Below are 17,876 nucleotides of genomic sequence, written 5' to 3'. Positions count from 1 at the left end.
GTCACCGCCGCCTCGAGGGCGGCGGTCGGGCTCAGCCCTCGGGCAGCTCGGCGTTATGGAAGACGTTCTGGACGTCGTCCAGGTCGTTGAGCATGTCGAGGAATTTCTCGAACATGGCCACGTCGTCGCCCTCGATGGGGGCGGTGGTCTGGGGCACGAACTGGATCTCGTCGACCTCGAAGTCGAGCTCACCGAAGGCGCCGAGCAGGGCCTGCTTGGCCTTGGCGTATTCGGTATGGGGGGCGAAGACGGTGATCTGGCCCTCTTCGTTCTCGATGTCGGTGACATCGACGTCGGCCTCCATCAGCGCCTCCAGGGCCGCCTCCTCGTCATCGCCGGCATAGGCCAGGATGGCGCAGTGGTCGAACATATGGCTGACGCTGCCAGGGGTGCCGATCTTCGACTTGGTCTTGGTGAAGCAGGCGCGCACGTCGCCGAAGGTGCGGTTGGGGTTGTCGGTCAGGCAGTCGACGATGACCATGACGTTGCCGGGCCCGAAGCCCTCGTAGCGCGCCGGGGAGTAGTCCTCGCCACCCACGCCGCTGGCCTTGTCGAGGGCCTTGTCGATCACATGGCTGGGCACCTGGTCCTTCTTGGCCCGTTCGATCAGGCCGCGCAGCGCCAGGTTGCCGTTGGGGTCGGTGCCGCCGGACTTGGCGACGACGTAGATCTCGCGCCCGTACTTGCTGTAGACCTTGGTCTTGGCGGCGGCCGTCTTGGCCATGGATTCCTTGCGGTTCTGGAAGGCTCTGCCCATTGCTTTTCTCACCGGATCGAAAACGATGGCAGAATCTTACTGAACATCGGAAAGCGGTAACAAGCTTATTTCCGGCCCCGACCGGGCGGCCGCGGCCAAGGAGGGAGCATGACGATCACTCTGGCACTGGTACTGGTGACCGTGGCGGTGTCGCTGCTGGCCTGGCAGTCGCCGCGGCTGCAGGGGGCCCTGATCTACTGGCCGCCGGGGGTGGCCCGGGGGCAGTGGTGGCGGCTCGTGAGCCACGGTTTCATCCATGCCGACGGCACCCACCTGCTGTTCAACATGATCACCTTCTACTTCTTCGGCAGCGTGATGGAACTGGTGCTGACCCCGCGCATCGGCGCCCTGGGCTTCCTGCTCTTCTACCTGGCCGGGCTGCTGGTGGCGATCCTGCCCACCCACCTGCGCCACCGCCATGACCGGGACTACCGCAGCCTGGGGGCCTCGGGGGCGGTGGCCGCCATGCTCTTCGCCTATATCCTGTTGCGGCCCTGGTCGCTGCTGTTCGTGTTCTTTATCCCGGTGCCGGCGATCCTCTTCGCCGCGGCCTATGTGATCTACTCCTGGCGGGGCCACCGGCGCGGCGGCGACGGCGTCAATCACAGCGCCCACCTGTGGGGCGGCGCCTGGGGGGTGGCCTTCATGCTGTGGCTGCAGCCGGCCCTGGCGGGACGCTTCTGGGACGAGCTGCTGGCGCCCCTGGGCGGCTGAGGCCGACTCGCGGTGCCACGGCTTCGCTGCCATCCTGAAGGAACTCCCCATGAGCCGCCTTCGGGCCGGACGGTATCCCATGCTGCCACTTCGCCATTGCCTCTGCGCCTCGCTGATCCTGTTGCCGCTGCTGTCGCTGTCCGCCCAGGCCCGGGAGCTGGCGGTGGAGCCCGAGACCATGATCGAGGTGGAAGTGGCCACCGTGGGCCTGGCCGGCCCCGGGGTGCCGGTGGTGCTGCTGCGCGAGCCCGGCGCCCGGGCGGTAATCCCCATCTTTATCGGGCCCGTGGAGGCCGACGCCATCCTGCGCGGGCTGCGTGGCGACCGCCCCCGGCGGCCCCTGACCCATGAGCTGCTCGGCGATGTGCTGGCCGGCCTCGAGGTGCGCCTGGAGCGGGTCTATGTGGACGCCATCGTCGACGGGGTCTTCCTGGGCATGCTGGAGCTGCGGGTGGGCGATGCCGAGACGCCGCTGCGCATCGATAGCCGCGCCAGCGACGCCATCGCCCTGGGCCTGCAGGCCGGCGCCGGCATCCGTGTCTCGCCCCAGGTGCTGGAGGCGGCCCAGGCGATCGAGTACCAGGGCATCGAGGAGCAGGTGGTCTCCGCCCTGGGCATCACCGTGACCCCGCTCAGCGACGACCTGCGCGATGCCCTGCGCCTGCCGGACGACGCGGGGGTGCTGATCACCGGCGTGACCGGCGATGCCGAGGCGGCGGGCCTGGCCCCCGGGGCCCTGTTGCTGACGGTGAACGGCGAGACGCCCACCACGCCGCTGCGCTTCCTGGAGCTGGTGCGCGACACCCCGCCGGGGGAGGACGCCCGGCTGGGCTACTGGCAGGATGGCGAGGCCCATGAGCTGTCGCTCTCCACCGCGGTGCCGGAGCCGGCCCTGCCCAGGACGCCGCCCGAGGCACCGCCCCCCGGGATTCGGATGTGAGTGCCGAGGTGTCCCTCCTTCCTCGGCATGCCGGAAGGCGGGGCGTGATCTGCTAGGCTTATCCTTCTCTAATGCTAAATAACTAATAGGCGCGATGGGTACTGCGCCGTCTGTACTCAGGGAAGGATACCATCAGTGACAGCCCCTCAAGATGGGCGCCTGACGCTGGATCGCCAGTGCTTGAAGCAACACCGCAAGCGGTTGGGTCTCAGTCAAGAGGCCCTGGCGGAACACTGCTTCGATCGGCGCCTCTGTGTCTCCATCGCCTCCATCAAGCGGGCCGAGAGCGGTCGGCCGGTACTCTATCGAACCGCTCGTCATCTGGCCGACGTCTACGGTGTCGAGGTCGAGGCCCTGGCATCGGAGGTCGGGGAGGTGGGCGACGACCCGGCCACCGGGACGGAGGCAGTGGAGCGCACGCGAGTCCTGATACAGCTACGAGCCGTGGCCGCCGATGAGACGGCTGCGGCGACCTGGGTCCAGCATTTCGGCGGTAGCCTGACGGCGGAAGGGACGGCCCTCTTTGGACTGGCACGGGCCTACCGCAGCGATGCCCAGCGGGCCCTGTTATGCGCCGAGACCCTGGTGGCGCAGGGGGTGGCCCAGGGAGCCTGCCTGCAGGCCGGTGCCTGGCCGGCGGCCACCTCTCTCGTGATGCCGAAGGAGCCGCGCGGGGTCTGGGTCGAGCGTGGAGTCGCGGTGCAGTTGGCCGAACGCTTCGTCTTCGCCGATGAGGGCGGAGCCTGGCTGCGTTACCGCCATCCCCGTGATGGGGCTCGGGAGGCCCGTTTCGAACTGGTGGGGCGCCGGGTGCAGTTGGGGCAGCTGCACGCCATCCTGGAGAGCACTCGGGCCTACCAGGCCGGGCATCTGGTCTATATTCGTGGCGTGGCTGGTATCGGCAAGACCCGCCTTAGCGCCGAATTCTCCGAGATGGCGGCGACCCATGCCGATCACCATCAGGCCGAGGTGCTGGACTTCGGTACCCGTGCCGATGAAGGCCCCCTGACGCAACTGGTCCGCTCGCTGCTGCAGGCATCCCGCGAAGAGGTAGATGAGGGGATACTGCTCGCCCGTCTGGCGGCGCTGCGTCTTCCCGCGGACCATGCCATGCTGCTGCGTCCCCTGCTGGGCCTGCCGCAGCCCGAGGGGGCAAAACGTCTCTATGCGGCCATGACGCCCGAGACCCGTGCCCAGCGTTTGATCCAGGCCGTGCGCGACGTCATCCTGTCTCGCTCCATTCAGCGTCCTCAGTTGCTGGTGCTGGAGGACCTGCACTGGGCCGACGAGTCCCTGCTGGGGACCCTGACCGGCCTGCTCCAGGGGACACTGGAGGCGCCGGTGATCTGGTTATTTACCTCGCGCCTGGAGCAGGATCCGCTGGAGACCCGGCTGAGGCCCCAGCTGCCCGATCTGCCGCTGACGTTGATCGAGCTGCCGCCGCTGCGTCCCCAGGAGGCCGAGGCCCTGGTGGCCAGCTTTGCGACATTGCCCGTCGAGCATGCCGCCCGCTGTGTGTCCCAGGCGCAGGGTAATCCCCTCTTCCTGACCCAGCTGCTGCTGTTCCATCCCCGGCGCAGCTTGCCCGCGAGCCTGGCCAACCTGGTCCAGACCAAGCTGGATCAACTCACCGACCTGGATCGTCGTGCCATGTGCGTCGCGGCCGTCATGGGGCAGCGCTTCTCCCTGGCGGCCTTGCGGACCTTGCTGGGGGCGTCCGGCTATCGTCCCGAGCTGCCCCAGCGGCATAACCTGGTGCGCCCCCTGGGCGAGGCGGAGTACCGCTTCGTGCATGACCTGATTTTGCAGGGCATCTACGAGGGCATTCCCAAGATTCAGCGGGATCGCCTGCACTTGCGGCTGGCCGAGTATTACGGGGAAGAAGAGCCGGGGCTGCGTGCGCGCCACCTGCATCGGGCACGTGCCCTGGAGGCTCCGCGGGCCTTCCTGCAGGCCGCGGAGGCGGAGATGGCCCGTTATCGGCATGCGGAGGCCCAGGAACTGCTCAGGCAGTGCCAGGCCATCGACTATGCGCCGAGGGATGAATACCGGTTGGCGCTGTTGCAGGGCCAGGTCGCGATGGCCTGTGGGCATATCCAGGCGGCCCGGGAGGCCTTCGAGGCGGCCCGCGAGCAGGCCTGCCAGGAGTCACAGCGCATCACGGCCGACCTGTGGCTGGCCCGGGGGCTGAACATGCTGGATGCCCTGACGGCGGAGGAAGCGATCCTGGACGAGCTGCTGCCGTTGGCCGAGGCGCTAGAGGACCCCCTGCCGTTGGCCGAGGCGCTCTACCTCAAGGGTAACCTCTATTTTCCCCGGGGCGACTTCGCCACCAGCCGCCGCTATCAGACCCGGGCCCTGGCCGAGGCGCGTCGTGGTGGGGATGTTCGCACCGAGATCCAGGCGCTGAGCGGGCTCGGTGACGCCCACTATGCCGAAGGGCAGATGCGCAGTACCCATGAGCTGTTCGCGCACTGCGTGACTCTGTGTCGAGAGCATGGTCATGCCGACCTGGAGGCTTCCAACCTCTTTATGCTGGGCACGGCCCGCATCTATGCCAACGAGACCGGGGCGGCTCTGCGCGATTGCCTCGACGCCGCCGAGCTAGGCCGGCGGGTTGGTAATCGGCGCGCCGAAGTGGTGGCTCGGTTAACCGCGGCCTGGATCCTGCTTTCGCAGGGGGATCCCCGTGGCGCCGATGAACAGGTGACGGTGGCGTTGACGGTGGCCCGTGGTCTGGGCTCCGGGCGCTTCGAGGCCTTCCTGCTGGAGAGTCGTGCGCGGATCGAGTGGATCACCGGCCGGCCGGCTGCGGCCCGGGAGAGCATCGAGCGAGCCTGGCGGCTGGTCGGCCGGCATGGATTGGAGGCTTTTATCGGTCCCTGGGTGTTGGGTACGCGAGCCCTGCTGGAGGAAGGGCCAGAGCAGCGCCTCGCCCTTCTGGCCGAGGGGGAGGCGCTGCTCGATCGCGGCTGCGTGGGACACAATGGCTACCGTTTCCTGGTCGCCGCGGCTGAGGTTTGCCTGCTCGACCACCGTGCATCTGCGGCCCGTCACTATGCCCGGCGGTTGACTCGTTTGATGGCAACGGAGTCCTGTGCCTGGGGTGAGCACCATCGGACCTTGATCGAAGCCCATGCCGACTGGCTGGAGAGCGGCGAGACACGTGCCTTGGAAGCCCTGCGAGCCTGCTGGCGTCGTGGCGAAGCCGATGGCCTGCTGATGACGCTGCCTGGACTGGCGGCCTGCCGGCTCTAGCCCCGGAGCATTACGGTTCCGGCCGGTAGCCGTTCCCCAGCAGCAGGGCGATGATATGGGCGGATTGCTCCAGGCACTGCTCCTGCAGGCCGGCGCCGCGGGTCCAGCCGCCGGCGAAGAGCAGTGGGCATACGCCCTGGCGTCCTTCGAATAGCCCCCGGGCGGTGGTGAGGTTGTAATGCGCGATCTCCGCCTGGGCCTCGAGGCAGTCGGCATCCAGCACATTGTGTTTGAACAGGGTCCAGGCCTTGGCTTCCAGGGCCGGTTCCAGCGCCGGCAGCCGGTCCCGGTAGCCCGCCTGGCCGGGATCGCCGGCCAGGGCCGCCGGTCCACCCAGAGGGGACGGATGGCGCTCGAGCATCTCGCTGCGGGGGATCTGGTTGAGGTCATCCACCAGGGACACGAAGTACTGGGGGAGGCCCGCTCCGTCATAGGCCGGGTTGGCGGCATCGTTCTGGTGGCGGTTGGCGACATAGTCGATGCGATAAGGGAAGAAGGTGTCCTCGGGGTCACGCACCTCGATATTGTAGGTGCGCCACAGGTTGCGGTTGGGGGGCAGGCGGGCGGCTGATGTATGACAGACGCCGAAGCTGCGGGTGTAGCGTACCTTGCCGAGGGTGCCCCGCAGGGCTCGATGGGTGTCGGCCAGGCCGTCGCCGAAGGTCAGCATGGGCAGGGCATCCTCGGCGTGGGTGGCCATGATCAACAGGTCGGCTTCCCAGCGTCGCGCACCGGGGCTGGTGCACTCCGTCAGTGTCACTCCCCGCGGTGAGAGGCTGGCCTCGACCCCGAGACCGCGCAGGATCTCGACCCGGGGGCCCGGGTGCGCCGGCTCGGTGATATGGGTGGCCAGGGCCTCCAGCCAGTGCTGGGCGCCGTGATCGAAGTAGCGGCGATCCGGGGGCGTCCCCCCCTCCTGGATGCGGTAATACTCGAAGGGGGCCTGGAGCGGCATGCCGGCCGGGCCGAGGTCATCGGCGAAATACATGGCCGAGATACGGGGGTAGTAGATGGTGTGGCGGATTCGCTCGAGGCGAGCCGGCAGTTCGGGATCCTGCCAGTCGATGGGGATCCTCAGCCGGTCGGCCGTGGTGGCCAGCATCTTGACGGGGTCGGCGACGCAGCCGTCGAAGAAGTCGCCCACCGTATAGCGCGGGGTGATGCGGTGGCTCTCCACCAAATCGAGGGCGCTCTGGTGGACCACGCTGATCAGCGGCGCCAGCTTACCGCCGTCGGCTTGGCTCAGCTCATGGGCCGGGTCGCTGACGCCGCGGAGCAGGTCGTCATCGTCGGTCAGGGCGATTCGCCCATCGCGGCTGAAGTAGCTCTCGGTATTCTCCAGCGGCTTCATGCGGTCGAGCTCACCGATCTCCTCCAGCACCGCGTGGAGGTGGTGGTAGGTGGCCAGGTTGACGTCGTTCACCCCCAGGTCGGCCCAGCGCCGGTAGGGCGAGTCGGCCTGCCCCGGCTGGCGCCGACTGCCCAGGTCGACCCAGACGGTGGCGGCGTTGCCGCCCAGGGTGGTCTTGCGCTCGAAGAGGGTGACCTCGATCTCCTGGGCCGCTTCGCCGCCATACTTCTGCAGGTAATAGGCCAGCGACAGGCCAGAGACGCCGCCGCCGATAATGGCGACCCGTAGGGGGGCATGGTCCATGACGGTACTCCCAAGGCAGTGGTTTTCCTCAGGGTCGGACAAGGACGCCGTGACACCAAGGGGGGAGGAGCGGTTGATACCGAAGTGATCCCAAGCCCCTAATCGATCTCGCAGCCGCCTCCCGCGTCGGTGGCGATGACCCTGACCTGGGTGGAGAGGGTGGCGCCGTCGTCGAAACGCAGCTCACCGAACAGGGCCAGATAGCCGGCCTCGGGGAGGGGCAGGCGCAGGGCATGGCTCTCGGCCGTGGTCGTCAGCGGGTGGGGGGCCCAGTGGGCCTCGCGGAAGTCGCGCCGTGGGGCCTGGGCCACCCAGGCCTGGGCCCGCTGCGGGCGAGTATCCGTCGTGACCTCGAGGATGACCGCCTCGCCCTCGCAGGCGTAACGCCAGCTCAGCCGGGGCAGCGCTGAGCCTTCGGCCACGTGGCGATGAAAGCTCGCCAGGGTCGGGATCAGCCGCTCGAGATCCCGGGCACGATGCCCCTGGTTGGGCAGGTGGAGCAGGTGGCGGGGCTCCGGCAGGGCCTCCCAATAGAGGTTCGAGGCATCCACCGGCCAGTAGGCGTCGTTGCTGGCCAGGATCACCAGCTTGGGCTGGGTCAGGGCCTCGCGCTGCTGGAAGGGGTCCACCAGGGCCTGGAGGCGTTGCCCCGCCGGCGTGGCCAACTGGGCATCCAGGCCCCGTTCGGTGTAGTCGCCGAGCTGTGGCGAGAGTTCGCCCCAGACCCGGCGCTGGTGCGCCAGTTGTGCCTCCATATCGAGGATATCGAAGACCATGGGGGCGATGGCCGCCACCCGGGGATCCGCGGCACCGGCGAGCCAGGTGGTCCAGCCGCGCTTGGAGGCGCCGGTGAGGGTGAAGGCCTCGATGGGCTGCTCCCACTCCTGGGTCAGGGCCTGCAGGGCGTCCATGGCGCGCACCGCGCTGGTCACCATGGGCCCCAGCAGGGGCCAGCTCTCTTCATTGGGCTCGGCCAGGAAACGCTCGAAGGTCAGGGCGATCAGGGCGTCTTCGCTGAGCCCGTCGAACAGCGGCTGGAAGGGCACCTGGCGCAGCACCGCCACCGGGGCCTCCAGCGCCTGTGCCAGGGCGGCGAACAGTGGCGCCTCCCTGGGCAGACGGGTATCCGGGGCCCCGGTGCTTGGCCAGGAACCGCCGGCAATGAATAGCAGCGCCTGGGAGGCACCATGGCCCCGGGTGGGGTCGATCAGCCACAGCTGATGTCGCCACACGATGCCCCGCCACTGCTGGGACGTCAGCGCGATCAGCGTCACCTGGTTACGCCCTAGCTCGCTCTGATCTAGCACTTCCCAATGGTAACCGGGGGCCGTCGCCGAGGACGCTGGGGCGGCCGTGGCCAGTAGCGATACCAGGCACAGCAGGCCGAGCAGGCCTTGCCGGAGTCGACCCATGATTCCCCTCCTATACTGAGGCTGCCTCCTGAGCATAGGGTGTGATAGGCCGGGGGAACTTATCTCGGATCAGGAGTCTGATAGGTGTTATCTCGACCTTGGTAGGAGAAAAGAAGATGAAAAGGATGGTTTCACTGGCATTGATGCTGGCTTTTTCCGTTTTTATGGTGGGTTGTGCTGCCATGAACTCTTCCGCGGATGAACCCCTGGTCAATACTTACTGGAAGCTGACCCAGCTTGGCGAGGCACCGGTGGCGACCGTCGATAATCAGCGCGAGGCACATCTGGTGCTGCATGAGGAGGAGCAGCGCGTGGCGGGCTCCACCGGCTGCAACCGCCTGATGGGCGGCTATCGCCTGGAGGGCCAGGCACTGAGCTTCGGGCAGATGGCCACCACCCGCATGGCCTGCATGGAGGGCATGGACACCGAACAGGCCTTCCTGGCGACGCTGGAGCAGGTCGCCGGCTGGAAGGTCGATGGCCAGACGCTGACCCTGACGGACGCCCAGGGCGCCTCCCTGGCCCGCTTCGAGGCGGTGCACCTCTACTGAGTTCCCCGCCCTGGCAGACCCGCGCCCGTCCCGCTCACCCGGGGCGGGCGTTGTCGTTGGGGGCTTCGTGATCGAGGTGATACCAGGGTGATGCGGTGGCGGCTCGGGGGACGTGCTGGGCTTGAGGTACCGCCGAAGGAGTCGGCGGCCAGCAACCTGAATACGCAGACTGAAGTGAGGTGAGTCACATGGCAACGAATGACCGTGCCCTGGTATCGATGGCCGAGCAGTTCAATGGACTGCCGATGGATGACCTGATCGGTGGCCCTCTGATGGCGGTGGCCGAGGCCAATTCACATATGGCGGGATCCCAGGTGCGTTTTCTCCTGGATCTCTGTTTCTTCCATGAAAAGGACAGTGAGACGAACCGGGAAATTTATCGTCCCATCATGATCGAGATGGAGCTGGTGAGGGGCGTGCTGGTGCCACAGGACCCCGAGAGCGAGGCCCCCCACCAGGCGGAGATCAAGGAGGTACATACCAAGTTCAACCTGCCGTTGATCACCATCATTCCGATCAACTCCCTGGCGGTGGACGAGGCCTCGATCAGCTTCGACATGGAGGTGAAGTCGTCCTATTCCGATGTGCAGACCGAGGAGACGGAGGAGAGCCTAGGGGCCAGTAGCTCCTTCGAGGCCAAGGTCGGCTATGGGCCCTTTTCGGCGAAGATCACCGGTAGCGTGGCTTACGACTCCAAGTCGTCCAGCGCCCGGGAGCAGCACTACGAGAAGAGCAACTCGGCACAGTACTCGGTGCAGGTGCATGCCGCCCAGTTGCCGATGCCGGAGGGGGTGAAGTCGATCATCGAGACCTTCACCAAGAGTATCACCCCGCTGGAAATGCCGGCCTGATGCGCGACGTCGCGAACCGGTCGGTGCAGGGGGAGCCTGGCTCCCCCTGCCCAGCCTTCCTGTCGACGGAGGGTACCATGCACTCAGCCATCAATTGTCCCAACTGCGGGACGCCGATTGACCTCGACCTGACCGGATTGGTCCAGGGACACCGTTTCACCTGCCCCGGATGCTCGGCGAGGATCGGCATTCATCACGGCAGTCAGCCGCGTGTCAGGGAGGCCGTGACGGGTATGCAGGCCCTGATGCAGGAGCGTCGCAAGGGCGCCCGCCAGGCCGACACCAGGACGCGGGTCACGACCTCGATGCGGGCCCGGAAGTAACGGAGGGGTATGATGATTTCACTCGATCAACTGGTCACTGCCGTGCATACCAGCGCCCAATCGGCGGCGACGGCCTTGGATGGCAAGAACCGCGAGCTGTTGGGGCTCTACTTCGACCGGGTCGTGGCCGAGGACGACCTGGATGCGGCCATCCAGGCCTCGCTGGCGGCGGCTGCCGGCGGTGAGCAGGTCGGTAGCGAAGAAACCCGGGAGGCGTTGCGGCAGGCGGCGACGGCACTGCAGGCTGCGGCCCAGGCGGCCCTGGGTGAGGGTGCCGCCGGGGCCTACTATCTGCCCAAGATGGTGCTGCTGCAGTACCCCACGGTGACGGCCCAGGGCCCCCGGGTACACCCCGTCTATGTTCCGCTGATCTCCCTGGCCCCGATATCGATGTCCGAGCTCGACGAGGTGCGCTTCAAGACCGCCCTGGAGGTGAGCATCGATGATGACGATAGTCTCCAGGTCGGCTTTCCCAGGCGACCGGCGGCGGAGGTCGGGGAGGCCTCGGCGGGAGAGCCGCCGCCAGGGCAGGCCATGTTGGAGGTCGTCGTCAAGGGACGCCCTCCCACGGATGGCCTGCGTTCGCTGATCGAAGGCTATGATCGGGCCCTGCGGGCCCAGATTCCCGGTTGAGCCGTGGCGGGACGAGTCGGCCTAGACGGTGCCTAGCCGGCGGAAGCGCTGAATCGCCTCGCCGGGGGCGAAGTCCTCCAGCTCGAACAGCTGGCGCACCTCGATCTCGGCCTCGCCGCCTGGGCCGCCGGGGGTGGGGTAGGATAGAGCCTCAGCCGACAGCGGAACCACGCCATGACTCACCCAGACACCGCGGACACCCCGGCCCCCTGGCGGGTGGCGGGGTATCGCATCCAGCTCGCCCGGGCGGTCGATCTGCCGCGGCTCGCCGCCGTGGAGCGCGCCGCGGCGCGGCAGTTTCCCAGCCGGCTGATCCCTCCCGCCCAGCGCGAGGGAGTGGTGCCGCTGGCGGTGCTGCGCCAGGCCCACGCCGAGGGGCGGCTCTGGGTGGCCCTGTCGCCGACGAGCCTGCCGGTGGGCTTCGCCGTGGCCGGCACCTGTGATGGCGAGGCCTTCCTGATCGAACTCGATGTGCACCCCGCCCACCAGTGCCTGGGACTGGGGCGGGCCCTGGTGGCGCGTGTGGCACGGTGGGCCCGGGACGCGGGGTATGCGGCCCTGGCCTTGACCACCTTCGCCAGCCTGCCCTGGAACGCCCCCTTCTATGCCCGGCTGGGGTTCCAGGCCCTGGCCCCCGAGGCCGGCGGCCCGGAGCTGGCGGCGCGCCTGGCCGCCGAGGCACGCCTGGGGCTGCGTGAGCGGGTGGCCATGCGGCTACCGTTGCGCTAGACGCGCCGGCTCAGCGTCCCGCCGTGGCCGGGTCGTCGGGCATGGCGGTGTCGCCTCCTGGCAGCTCCCGCTGGCTGTGCAGGAAGAACAGGTGGCGCTCGTACTGGTCGAGGATATCGGCGATCAGCTGCTCTCGAGAGTAGCCATAGACGTTATAGCCCTGGCCGCCCTCGCCGATATGCACCTGCAGCCGGTAGTAGTGGGTGCCGGCATGGCTATCGCGGATCGAGAAGGCCGGCATGGGGCTGCGGTGCGGCCAGATCTGGTAGGTGAAGTCTTGCTCGCCGCCGAGGGCCACGTTGAGGGCCAGGTGCTCCTCGTCGCCGCTGTCCTCGACGATCTCCACCGGGAAGCCCTTCTCGGTGAGCTCCTCGCGGATCGCCTCCATGGCGGGGCGGCCCACCTCGGCGAGGAAGCGGCTGGCCCGGGCGTGGTTGGGGAAGCTCAGCGCCCGGCTCAGGCGCTGGCGCCAATGGCGCTTGCCGCCCGCCTCGTCGAGCAGCCGCCCGGAGAGGTGACCGGCCATGCTGGCGCGCAGGCTGTCCTCCTTGAGGCCCTCCACCTTGAGGGCCTTGAACAGGCCCAGCATCATCAGGAAGAGCACGAAGGCGAAGGGCAGCCCCATCACCACCACGGCGCCTTGCAGGGCGCCCAGGCCCCCGGCCATCAATAGCGCCAGGGTCAGCAGGCCGATGATCGCCGCCCACAGGATGCGCATCCAGGAGGGGGCATCGTGATTGGGGTCGCTGAGTATCGAGGTGAGGTTGGAGAGCACCAGGGAGCCGGAGTCGCCGGAGGTGACGAAGAAGACGATGGCCAGCACGGTGACCACGGTGGTGGTCAGGATCACCCAGGGGAAGCTCTGCAGGAAGAGGTAGATGGCCGAGCCGGGGTTGTTCATGGCCTGCTCACCGAAGTCGGCGACGCTGGCGCTGCCCATCATCACCAGGTCGATGGCGCTGTTCCCCATGATCGACATCCACGCCATCATGAAGGTCAGCGGCAGGATCAGGGTGCCGGCGACGAACTGGCGGATGGTGCGGCCCCGGGAGATGCGCGCCAGGAAGAGCCCGACGAAGGGCCCCCAGGCGATCCACCAGGCCCAGAAGAACACCGTCCAGGCGTTGAGCCAGTCACTGGGCGGATCGAAGGCGTAGGTGTTGAAGGAGAGGGCGATGAAGTTGGAGAGGTAGTCGCCCACGTTCATGACCAGGGCATTGAGCAGGAACAGCGTCTGGCCGCTGAAGAGGATAAACAGCATCAGCAGCAGCGCCAGTAGCATATTGAATTCGGAGAGCCGACGGATGCCCTTGTCCACCCCGGTCACCGCCGAGATGGCCGAGAAGACCACGATCAGGATCGCCAGGCTGGCCTGGGTCAGGGTGCTCTCGGGAATGCCGAACATGTAGTTGAGGCCGAAGTTGAGCTGGATGATGCCGATGCCCAGGCTGGTGGCGATGCCGAAGACCGTACCCAGTACCGCGGCGATATCCACGCCATGACCGATGGGGCCACGGATGCGCTTGCCGAAGATGGGATAGAGGGCCGAGCGGATGGTCAACGGCAGGCCGTGGCGGTAGCTGAAGAAGGCCAGGGACATGCCTACCAGGGTGTAGATGCCCCAGCCGGAGAGCCCCCAGTGCAGGAAGGTGAGCTCCATGGCATGGCGGGCCGCCGCCACCGTGGCGGGATCGCCCTCCGGGGGGGCCAGGAACTGGGTCACCGGCTCGGCGATGCAGAAGAACAGCAGGTCGATGCCGATGCCGGCGGCGAACAGCATGGCCGCCCAGGTGACGATATTGAAGTCCGGCGTCGAGTGGGCCGGCCCCAGGCGCAGCTTGCCGAAGCGCGACAGGCCGATACCGATGACGAAGACCAGGTAGGCCACCACGGCGATGAAATAGAACCAGCCGAAGCTGTCCGAGATCCAGGCCAGGACGGCATAGATGACCGTATTGGCCGTGTCGGTGAAGGCCATCGCCCAGAGGGCGAAGGCCAGGATACCGATGGCCGAGCCGTAGAAAACCACCGGGTTGATACGATCCTGTCGGGGAGCGAGCGGGTCGGGGGCGCGATCGGCCATGACGAACTCCTTGTAGCACGGACGGCCCGGGTCGACCCCGGCCCTCCTGGCGAATGGGGCGCAGCGCCCGGCCGGCGGGAATCGTCGGTCGCGGCGCCTGCCATGCTATCGTCAGACTGAGCATAGACGCTCGGGGCCGATCGCGAGGCTGGCCGGCGGGTCAGTCGGGGACCAGCAGGCGGGCGCCACAGCCTTCGTCGCCTAACTCGTCCTCCGGGTTGCGCAGCGGGCATTCCGCCAGCGACAGGCAGCCGCAGCCGATGCAATGGTCGAGCTGGTCGCGCAACTGGACGAGGCAGCGAATGCGCTCGTCCAGGTTCTCTCGCCAGCTCGCCGAGAGGCGCTGCCAGTCCGCGGCGCTGGGCGCCCGGTGCTCGGGGAGGGTAGCGAAGGCCTCGCGGATCTCGGCCAGGCTGATGCCGGTACGCTGGGCCACCTTGATGATCGCCAGGCGGCGCAGCACCTCGCGACCGAAGCGGCGCTGGTTGCCGGCGTTGCGGCGGCTGGCGATCAGCCCCTTGGCCTCGTAGAAATGGATGGCGGAGACCGCCAGGCCGCTGCGCCGGGCGACCTCGCCGACGCCGAGTTCCCGATGGAGAGTCGTCATGAGTGCCTCCTTGACCTCAAGATAGCTTGAGGTTTTACCCTGCCAAGCGGATGCCGGGCAAGCCGTGTCCGGGCCCATTCTCGTGATTGGACGCCTGCCATGTTTGGTTACTTCGAAAGACTGGTGAACCCCTACCCCACGGAAGCGGCGGGCACCCCGCCCCGGGGGCTGTTCGCCTTTATCCTGCACTTCTCGCGACCGGTACTGCCGCTGCTGATCGCCATGTCACTGCTGACCGGCCTGGTCTCCGCCGCCGAGGTGCTCTTCTTCGGCTACATGGGCGAGCTGGTGGACTGGCTGGCCGCGGCCGAGCGGGAGGGCTTCTTCGCCGAGTATGGCTGGCGCCTGGCCGGCATGGCGGCCTTGGTGGTGATCGGCCTGCCGCTGCTGGCCCTGCTGCAATCGCTGGTCACCCACCAGAGCATCTTCGGCAACTACCCGATGATCGGTCGCTGGCTGGCCCATCGTCATATGCTTGGCCAGAGCCTGGCCTTCTATCAGGACGAGTTCGCCGGGCGGGTCTCCCAGAAGGTGATGCAGACGGCCCTGGCGATCCGCGAGACGGTGATGAAGCTGATGGACCTGATGGTCTATGTGCTCGTCTATTTCACCGGCGCCATGCTGCTGATGGGGCGCGCCGAACCCTGGCTGATGCTGCCGCTGGTGCTGTGGCTGGTGGGTTACATCGCCATCATGTGGATCTTCGTGCCGCGCCTGCGGGCGGTCTCCATGGCCCAGGCCGACGCCCGGGCGGTGATGACCGGACGCATCGTCGACAGCTACAGCAATATCCAGACCATCAAGCTGTTCGCCGACACCCGCCGCGAGCAGGCCTATGCCCGCGACGCCATGGAGGGCTTCATGGCCACCGTCTATCGGCAGATGCGCCTGGCCACCGGCCTCACCGTGAGCCTGACCCTGCTCAACTCCCTGCTGTTGGCCGGGGTGGCGGCCATGGCCATCGGCGCCTGGTACCTGGAGGCGGTGTCGCTGGGCATCATCGCCGTGGCCATCGCCCTGGTGATGCGTATCCGCTTCATGTCCAACTGGATCCTCTGGGAGGTGGCCGGGCTGTTCGAGAACATCGGCACGGTGCAGGACGGCATCAACACCATCGCCCGGGAGCCGGCGGTGCGGGATGCCGCCGATGCCAAGCCGCTGGCGGTGCCGCGGGGCGAGATCCGCTTCGAGACGCTGCGCTTCGGCTATGCGCGTCCCGATGGCGAGGGCCGACGGGTCTTCGATGGCCTCGACCTGACCATCGCCCCCGGCGAGAAGGTGGGGCTGATCGGTCGCTCCGGGGCCGGCAAGTCGACCCTGGCCAACCTGCTGCTGCGCTTCTATGACCTGGAGGGGGGGCGCATCCTGATCGATGGCCAGGACATCGCCGGGGTGACCCAGGAGTCGCTGCGCCGGCGGATCGGTATGGTCACCCAGGACACCTCGCTGCTGCACCGCTCGGTACGCGACAACATCCGCTACGGCAGTCCCGAGGCCAGCGAGGCGGCGATCGAGGAAGCGGTGCGCCGGGCCCATGCCGATGCCTTTATCGATGACCTGGTGGATCTCCAGGGGCGCCGCGGCCTGGACGCCCACGTCGGCGAGCGCGGCGTCAAGCTCTCCGGCGGCCAGCGCCAGCGCATCGCCATCGCCCGGGTGCTGCTCAAGAACGCGCCCATCCTGGTGCTGGACGAGGCCACCTCGGCGCTGGACTCCGAGGTGGAGGCGGCGATCCAGGAGCAGCTCTACACCCTGATGGAGGGCAAGACGGTGATCGCCATCGCTCACCGCCTCTCCACCATCGCCATGCTCGACCGGCTGGTGGTGATCGACGAGGGGCGCATCGTCGAGACCGGCACTCACCAGGAGCTGCTGGCCCGGGACGGCCTCTACGCCGCCCTGTGGCGGCGCCAGTCCGGCGGCTTTATCGGCGTGGATCTCGATGGCGAGGCCGAGGCGGTGCTGACCGACTAGTCGGCTGCCGGGTCGGGCGCGGCCGGGCGCGCCGTCAGGGCCGACAGCGAGAGGCGCTGCCGGCCTCGGGCATCGAAGTTGTCCGGCGCCAGCCAGCGCTCGAGGATCGCCTCCAGGGCCGGCCATTCGCCGTCGAGAATCGAGAACCAGGCGGTATCGCGATTGCGCCCGGCCACCACCCGGTGCTGGCGGAAGATCCCCTCGAAGCGAAAGCCCAGGCGGGTGGCGGCCCGCCGCGACGACGCATTGAGCGCATCGCACTTCCATTCGTAGCGGCGGTAGCCGAGGGCGAAGGCGTGACCCATCATCAGGGCCATGGCCTCGGTGGCGGCCGGGGTACGCTTGAGGCGCGGCGAGAAGTGCAGGTGCCCCACCTCGAGGCTGCCGTGCTCGGGCACGCTATTCAGGTAGGCGGCCAGGCCCAGGGCCTGGCCGCTGCCGGCCTCGACGATGGCATAAAAGCGTGGGTCGCGGCTGGCGGCTCGGGCGGCCAGCCAGGCATCGAAGTCGGCCCGGTCGGCATAGGGGCGGCCGCCCAGGTAGGCCCAGCGCGCCCCGGGGGCCTCATGGGGCTTCTCCCCCGTGGCTTCCAGGGCATCGAACAGGCTATCGCCGTGGCGCCCGCTCTCCAGCGGTTCGACGCGTACCCGGCTCCCCTCCAGGGGCGCATCCGGCAGCGGGGCGGCCCCCGCCCAGCCCGGCACGGGGGCACCGATGGGCTGGCCGAAGGGCGTCAGGCCACCTGGCGAGACATTCCCGCGATCACTGCCCATCGTCGCCCTCCCGCCCGAAGGCCTCCTCGAGATAGCGCTTGCGGTAGTCCTGGGTATAGTCCCCCAACTGGCGAGCCAGGGGATCGGCGCTGTCACCGAGTCCGGCCAGGACGCCGGCCTGATCCTCCGGCGAGCGGTTCAGCCCCAGCTTGGCCTTGCCCTGGAGATCGTCCAGGCGGATCCGGAAGCCGACGGTGCCCCGGAGCAGCCGCTGGCGATAGGCGTCGTCGAGGATCGCCGCGTCGTCGAGCAGGTCGGGCTCGTACTTGGCCAGCAGGGTGTCGAAGGCCGCCTGGGTGGCGTCGTCGCCGAGTATCTCGACGAGGCCGCCGGCATGCACGGCGGCATAGTTCCAGGTCGGCACCGCCGGTCGGGCGGTGTACCAGCGGGGCGAGACATAGGCGTGGGGGCCCTGGAAGATGGCCAGCACCCGCTGCCCCTCCAACGCCTGCCAGTGGGGGTTGGCACGGGCGAAGTGACCATAGAGGCTGCCCAGCTCGCCTTCGCCGCGCTCCAGCACCAGGGGCAGGTGACTGGCCCGCAGGCGCTCGTCCAGCAGCACGGCGAAGCCATGGGCATCGATCAGCGCCTGGGCTTCGTCCAGGGGCATTCGAGTA

Annotated in this window: 16 protein-coding genes; 8 read left to right on the top strand and 8 right to left on the bottom strand. The window is 68.1% G+C overall.

Features of this window, described 5'->3' with window-relative positions:
- Positions 1 to 31: 31 nt before the first annotated feature.
- A complete protein-coding gene (locus IHD13_RS04480; protein WP_195859833.1) occupies positions 32 to 757 on the bottom strand; it encodes a YebC/PmpR family DNA-binding transcriptional regulator in 726 nt (241 codons plus the stop codon).
- A 108-nt stretch (positions 758 to 865) separates the two neighbouring features.
- Here IHD13_RS04480 and IHD13_RS04475 point away from each other — a divergent pair, with 108 nt between their 5' ends.
- From IHD13_RS04475 to IHD13_RS04465, 3 genes are all read left to right on the top strand, one after another.
- Positions 866 to 1,471, top strand: coding sequence for a rhomboid family intramembrane serine protease (locus tag IHD13_RS04475; protein ID WP_195859832.1), 606 nt, complete (start codon positions 866 to 868; stop codon positions 1,469 to 1,471).
- A 49-nt stretch (positions 1,472 to 1,520) separates the two neighbouring features.
- Positions 1,521 to 2,411 (top strand): bifunctional nuclease domain-containing protein, encoded by an 891-nt coding sequence (locus IHD13_RS04470; protein WP_230086134.1) that lies wholly within the window; start codon positions 1,521 to 1,523, stop codon positions 2,409 to 2,411.
- Positions 2,412 to 2,546: 135 nt separating this feature from the next.
- On the top strand, positions 2,547 to 5,669 hold the full coding sequence (locus IHD13_RS04465; protein WP_195859831.1) for an ATP-binding protein: 3,123 nt from the start codon (positions 2,547 to 2,549) through the stop codon (positions 5,667 to 5,669).
- Positions 5,670 to 5,679: 10 nt separating this feature from the next.
- Here IHD13_RS04465 and IHD13_RS04460 read toward each other — a convergent pair whose 3' ends face one another.
- Both IHD13_RS04460 and IHD13_RS04455 read right to left on the bottom strand, forming a co-directional pair.
- Positions 5,680 to 7,323 carry an FAD-dependent oxidoreductase gene (locus IHD13_RS04460; protein ID WP_195859830.1) on the bottom strand — a complete coding sequence of 548 codons (1,644 nt, stop codon included), beginning with the start codon at positions 7,321 to 7,323 and terminating at the stop codon, positions 5,680 to 5,682.
- Positions 7,324 to 7,421: 98 nt separating this feature from the next.
- Positions 7,422 to 8,735 carry a PhoPQ-activated pathogenicity-related family protein gene (locus tag IHD13_RS04455; protein ID WP_195859829.1) on the bottom strand — a complete coding sequence of 438 codons (1,314 nt, stop codon included), beginning with the start codon at positions 8,733 to 8,735 and terminating at the stop codon, positions 7,422 to 7,424.
- A gap of 116 nt (positions 8,736 to 8,851) precedes the next feature.
- Between IHD13_RS04455 and IHD13_RS04450 the strand changes: the two genes are divergently transcribed.
- The 3 genes from IHD13_RS04450 to IHD13_RS04440 all read left to right on the top strand — a co-directional run bounded on the left by IHD13_RS04450 (position 8,852) and on the right by IHD13_RS04440 (position 11,093).
- Complete coding sequence (locus IHD13_RS04450; protein ID WP_195859828.1) at positions 8,852 to 9,286, top strand: META domain-containing protein; 435 nt, start codon at positions 8,852 to 8,854, stop codon at positions 9,284 to 9,286.
- Positions 9,287 to 9,474: 188 nt separating this feature from the next.
- Positions 9,475 to 10,137, top strand: coding sequence for a DUF2589 domain-containing protein (locus IHD13_RS04445; RefSeq protein ID WP_195859827.1), 663 nt, complete (start codon positions 9,475 to 9,477; stop codon positions 10,135 to 10,137).
- Positions 10,138 to 10,472: 335 nt separating this feature from the next.
- Complete coding sequence (locus IHD13_RS04440) at positions 10,473 to 11,093, top strand: hypothetical protein (protein WP_195859826.1); 621 nt, start codon at positions 10,473 to 10,475, stop codon at positions 11,091 to 11,093.
- A gap of 21 nt (positions 11,094 to 11,114) precedes the next feature.
- Here IHD13_RS04440 and IHD13_RS04435 read toward each other — a convergent pair whose 3' ends face one another.
- Positions 11,115 to 11,264 carry a hypothetical protein gene (locus IHD13_RS04435; protein ID WP_195859825.1) on the bottom strand — a complete coding sequence of 50 codons (150 nt, stop codon included), beginning with the start codon at positions 11,262 to 11,264 and terminating at the stop codon, positions 11,115 to 11,117.
- Positions 11,265 to 11,267: 3 nt separating this feature from the next.
- On the opposite strand from IHD13_RS04435, the gene IHD13_RS04430 reads away from it, so the two are divergent.
- Positions 11,268 to 11,822, top strand: a complete 555-nt coding sequence (locus tag IHD13_RS04430; protein ID WP_195859824.1) for a GNAT family N-acetyltransferase — start codon at positions 11,268 to 11,270, stop codon at positions 11,820 to 11,822.
- 10 nt (positions 11,823 to 11,832) lie between these two features.
- Here IHD13_RS04430 and betT read toward each other — a convergent pair whose 3' ends face one another.
- Together betT and soxR are read right to left on the bottom strand one after the other, a co-directional pair.
- Complete coding sequence (gene betT, locus IHD13_RS04425) at positions 11,833 to 13,905, bottom strand: choline BCCT transporter BetT (protein WP_195859823.1); 2,073 nt, start codon at positions 13,903 to 13,905, stop codon at positions 11,833 to 11,835.
- Between the two features lie 160 nt (positions 13,906 to 14,065).
- The gene (gene soxR, locus IHD13_RS04420) at positions 14,066 to 14,512 is read right to left on the bottom strand and encodes a redox-sensitive transcriptional activator SoxR (protein WP_195859822.1); all 447 of its coding nucleotides are present in this window, start codon (positions 14,510 to 14,512) and stop codon (positions 14,066 to 14,068) included.
- 99 nt (positions 14,513 to 14,611) lie between these two features.
- Between soxR and IHD13_RS04415 the strand changes: the two genes are divergently transcribed.
- Positions 14,612 to 16,486 carry an ABC transporter ATP-binding protein gene (locus tag IHD13_RS04415; RefSeq protein ID WP_195859821.1) on the top strand — a complete coding sequence of 625 codons (1,875 nt, stop codon included), beginning with the start codon at positions 14,612 to 14,614 and terminating at the stop codon, positions 16,484 to 16,486.
- Here IHD13_RS04415 and IHD13_RS04410 read toward each other — a convergent pair.
- On the bottom strand, positions 16,483 to 17,259 hold the full coding sequence (locus IHD13_RS04410; protein WP_195859820.1) for a GNAT family N-acetyltransferase: 777 nt from the start codon (positions 17,257 to 17,259) through the stop codon (positions 16,483 to 16,485). The two genes, IHD13_RS04415 and IHD13_RS04410, sit on opposite strands and share 4 nt — an antisense overlap.
- Positions 17,249 to 17,869, bottom strand: a complete 621-nt coding sequence (locus IHD13_RS04405) for an FMN-binding negative transcriptional regulator (RefSeq protein ID WP_230086133.1) — start codon at positions 17,867 to 17,869, stop codon at positions 17,249 to 17,251. Before IHD13_RS04405 ends, IHD13_RS04410 begins: the two co-directional genes overlap by 11 nt.
- Positions 17,870 to 17,876 lie beyond the last annotated feature (7 nt).

The organism is Halomonas sp. 328, from assembly GCF_015645095.1.
Lineage (GTDB): Bacteria > Pseudomonadota > Gammaproteobacteria > Pseudomonadales > Halomonadaceae > Bisbaumannia.
The sequence above is the reverse complement of the archived record's forward strand: the minus strand, read 5'-3'. Positions and strand labels throughout refer to the sequence as shown.

Excerpts from the sequence above, each read along its gene's own strand:
- IHD13_RS04480 (WP_195859833.1), bottom strand. The coding sequence starts at position 757 with ATGGGCAGAGCCTTCCAGAACCGCAAGGAATCCATGGCCAAGACGGCC.
- IHD13_RS04475 (WP_195859832.1), top strand. The coding sequence starts at position 866 with ATGACGATCACTCTGGCACTGGTACTGGTGACCGTGGCGGTGTCGCTG.
- IHD13_RS04470 (WP_230086134.1), top strand. The coding sequence starts at position 1,521 with ATGAGCCGCCTTCGGGCCGGACGGTATCCCATGCTGCCACTTCGCCAT.
- IHD13_RS04460 (WP_195859830.1), bottom strand. The coding sequence starts at position 7,323 with ATGGACCATGCCCCCCTACGGGTCGCCATTATCGGCGGCGGCGTCTCT.
- IHD13_RS04455 (WP_195859829.1), bottom strand. The coding sequence starts at position 8,735 with ATGGGTCGACTCCGGCAAGGCCTGCTCGGCCTGCTGTGCCTGGTATCG.
- IHD13_RS04450 (WP_195859828.1), top strand. The coding sequence starts at position 8,852 with ATGAAAAGGATGGTTTCACTGGCATTGATGCTGGCTTTTTCCGTTTTT.
- IHD13_RS04445 (WP_195859827.1), top strand. The coding sequence starts at position 9,475 with ATGGCAACGAATGACCGTGCCCTGGTATCGATGGCCGAGCAGTTCAAT.
- IHD13_RS04440 (WP_195859826.1), top strand. The coding sequence starts at position 10,473 with ATGATTTCACTCGATCAACTGGTCACTGCCGTGCATACCAGCGCCCAA.
- IHD13_RS04430 (WP_195859824.1), top strand. The coding sequence starts at position 11,268 with ATGACTCACCCAGACACCGCGGACACCCCGGCCCCCTGGCGGGTGGCG.
- betT (WP_195859823.1), bottom strand. The coding sequence starts at position 13,905 with ATGGCCGATCGCGCCCCCGACCCGCTCGCTCCCCGACAGGATCGTATC.
- soxR (WP_195859822.1), bottom strand. The coding sequence starts at position 14,512 with ATGACGACTCTCCATCGGGAACTCGGCGTCGGCGAGGTCGCCCGGCGC.
- IHD13_RS04415 (WP_195859821.1), top strand. The coding sequence starts at position 14,612 with ATGTTTGGTTACTTCGAAAGACTGGTGAACCCCTACCCCACGGAAGCG.
- IHD13_RS04410 (WP_195859820.1), bottom strand. The coding sequence starts at position 17,259 with ATGGGCAGTGATCGCGGGAATGTCTCGCCAGGTGGCCTGACGCCCTTC.
- IHD13_RS04405 (WP_230086133.1), bottom strand. The coding sequence starts at position 17,869 with ATGCCCCTGGACGAAGCCCAGGCGCTGATCGATGCCCATGGCTTCGCC.